The 3,319-nt window shown below is 34.7% G+C and carries 2 protein-coding genes and 1 pseudogene; 2 read left to right on the top strand and 1 reads right to left on the bottom strand.

What is annotated here, in order from left to right:
• Window positions 1-559: 559 nt before the first annotated feature.
• Window positions 560-1,738 carry a hypothetical protein gene (locus tag F6K49_RS38115; RefSeq protein WP_293105452.1) on the top strand — a complete coding sequence of 393 codons (1,179 nt, stop codon included), beginning with the start codon at window positions 560-562 and terminating at the stop codon, window positions 1,736-1,738.
• A gap of 1 nt (window position 1,739) precedes the next feature.
• Window positions 1,740-2,903 carry a T3SS effector HopA1 family protein gene (locus F6K49_RS38110; protein ID WP_293105449.1) on the top strand — a complete coding sequence of 388 codons (1,164 nt, stop codon included), beginning with the start codon at window positions 1,740-1,742 and terminating at the stop codon, window positions 2,901-2,903.
• 175 nt (window positions 2,904-3,078) lie between these two features.
• Here the strand turns inward: F6K49_RS38110 and F6K49_RS38105 are convergent.
• Window positions 3,079-3,319 (bottom strand): annotated as a pseudogene (locus tag F6K49_RS38105) (peptidylprolyl isomerase); the annotation flags it as partial.

Here is a 3,319-nt window from a genome sequence, read left to right as displayed (position 1 = left end):
TTTACTTGATTCGGTAAATTAGCGAGAGGTTAAGTATAAGAGGTTAATTGTGAGCTATGAATAGGTTTAGCGGAAGGTAATGACATCTAATTTAATGACAAAAATGTTTTTGCTTTAGCATCAATAAGCTCTAAAAATACTAGACACACTAAATTATTTTTAATAGGATTAAAACAGGAATCAAAAATTACTAATTGATTCCTGGTAACGAACACAGATTCATTAGTGGAGAAAAACTCAAATGGCTAAAATCAAGGTTAACGACATCAAACCTGCTGGTGTTGAATTATTTGCAGATTCAGAAACTTTCCTATATACACTAAGTGATGATTCTGTAGATTATATTTATGGAGGTTTACGGAGTAACGCTGTAACTAATAGTGGTTCTTGTGCACAGTCATGTGGTGGTAGTTGCTTCGCGATGTAACAACTAGCAGTTCTATAAAATGGTAATTTATTAACCATTACCATTATAGTTCGTTTAGGAAAACTGGGAGCTATTATTAGATAGATTTACTCCCATTTTTCCTATTTATTATACAGAATATGGAGGCTATTCATGAACATAAAATTAAGCTCTAATAACGTAAAAAATTACTTAATTAATTCTGGTATATGCCAACAACATAACTTAGAATCAGTCAACATTGATATCTTAGAAGTAATAGGGAGTGAACTAGAATGCAGTAGGATTTTTTTTCTCAGAACACTGAGTGATTTTAATATAGTGCTTAAGCAAGAACATTACAATTACATTGATGGGATCAAAAACAAAGTTCTGAATGAATGGCAACTCCAGAAATTTTTACAATTTACCCCGGGTTTAGACTACACTGCTTCCTTGTGCTTAGAGATACTCCGATTTGACAAAAATAACTCAATACTTATCTATAAATGTCCTAAAGATTATCTAAATTTAAGAGATTATTACCTAACTTATAAAGCTTTTTCAACGAAAATTCCGGAGTTAGTAGGTCTATCTTTGGCATCTCTACATAAAGAGACTATGGTTAATCCAGAATCCCATAATTTTCTGAACAAAAGTGTTGGAGAAAAACTTTGCTATGAATTTCCTTATCCTTTTTATCTAAGACCAATAATTACTCCTGAAACCTTCTTTATTTCGCCATCTGAATCTATGAAATTTATGAAGCTCTATCAAAGAGATGAAAGTATGAATAATGTAGTAAAAAAGCTTATTTCAGAACATAATCACTATTGTCTGACCAACAATAGCTCTTGTTTAGACAACATTTTAATCCCAAGAGAGTGGGAAAATATGTTACTTCAGAGTAAGCAATTTGATAATAATCTTATTAAGATTATTAACTGGGACAACTGTAGTTGGGGTGATCCAGCGTTTGATCTAGGAACGGTGATTGCCGACTATTTTAGTTTATGGCTAAATAGTATATTTTTACATCCTGCTCTTCCATTGGAGAAATCATTCCAGCTAGCAGTCATACCTTTAGAAGCCATTCAACCTTCAGTGTTAGCATTGCTCAAAGGTTACATTAGTAAATTTCCCGAAATTATTAAATATTATCCTTGCTTTCTAGAGCGAGTTATCCAGTTTACTGGTCTTGCATTAATTTATAAAATTATAACCATGATTAATTCATTCAAAGGCTTGAATAACCAAGGAATTTTTATACTTAAATTGTCCCATAATATGCTATGCAATCCAGAAAAATCTTTGAAATCTCTTTTGCCAAATTTAAAAGAATTAGCATGGTGAATTGAGTAATAACCTTAAAATACTATTTGTTATAGTAACAAAAAATAGTAAATCTTATATTTTTAATTACGTCCAAAATCAAATTATGTATTCACGGCAAACACTTAAAGATATTGCTGATCATATTCAAATTAATTTTTCCGATTTTTTTGTCTGCCATCTTAACTACAACTCTGAAAAACTTCCTGCAGAGTTAATAAAACAACTTCAGCAATTACCTGAGGAAATTCAGGAGAATTACATCAATGGAAGTTTAAATAGTCTACTTCGTCGTATTTACTACGAAGGTTCACTTACACAGGAAACCATTATAAAAGTTAATCAAGATTACATTGATTTAGAAAAAAGTGCTGTTAAAATATTTGAAATAGACTGGGATTTTTATGAGCAACTACATCAAAATAATAGGGGTAAGGGGAGCTTTTACCAAAACTTTCGTGTGCTTAGAGAAGAAGCTGATGGCAGTCTTGCAGTCGAACATGAAAATGTGACAATACATATTCAGCGAGAGTATCATCTTCAGTTAGCACACCAATTAGCCGCTGTGGGTGATGTGGTAGCAGTGAGAATACCTCCTCACCAATTCAAGCGTGGGTTTTATACAGTGATTGGAGACGCTTTAGTTGACTTTAACTTTAGCATTTACCCATTAGTTGTTTACTTCAACTTTAGCGCTGAAGGTGCAGTTGCAGTAATGAAAACTCTAACTGCACAACTAAATGATATTAAATTACCCTTCACCTTCATGACCTTGTACAATCCTTATAACTACGGACGTTATGATGCAGGAATGCTTCGATTTGCTCCGGAGGACTACGAGTTAGTTAGACCAGTGCTAGAGAATGTTTATGCAGAAAACCAATTGCACTTTCATAATCAGATTCCTATCTTCACTAAGATGCTTGCACCAGGGCTGGCTTTAGCAGAATCACCCAAACAGCAAATTAGATCTGTTGAAGATTTTGGAATGAACCGCTGCCAAATTGTTGCTAATGCCCTAGTAGAAGCCCATCAAAACGGTGATGAATCTCCAGAAGCTCGAATGAAATATATACTCAAGCAGTTTGAGCAATACGGAATAGACATCGAGCGCCCCTACCTCAATCCTGGCTCTGAAGATATCTACACACCATTGGATGTAACCAACGGTGTGACAGTCAGTTAATAACTAGACATCAAAACCATCCCCTTGCTAAAGGAGACTAAAGGCAGTATTAATTTAGTTATAGCGTTTCTAGGATTTATGAGGTACGCTTCATTTCCTCAAAGTCCCCCTTGATAAGGGGGACTTAGGGGGATCAATTACCTCATGGCATAGAGAATTGCTATAGAAGTTGTAGTTAAGACTTAGAACTTAAGCTACTGGCTTCAAGTTCCTTAATAACTTCAACTTCCCCAATCTGTTCCTTCAACCACCCAGTAAACAAATCAGACATAATCTCAGAACGCAGCTTCCCATCCAATTCCGATTTAAGAATCTCCTCAACCAAAATCAGATGCACTCCCTGAGAAGTCACAATCGGCTTAAGCAACTGTGGCGGCTCAGCCGCAAAAACAGCAGCAGAAATTTCCGGCTTAAAC

The organism is Moorena sp. SIO3I6, from assembly GCF_010672095.1.
The sequence above is the reverse complement of the archived record's forward strand: the minus strand, read 5'-3'. Positions and strand labels throughout refer to the sequence as shown.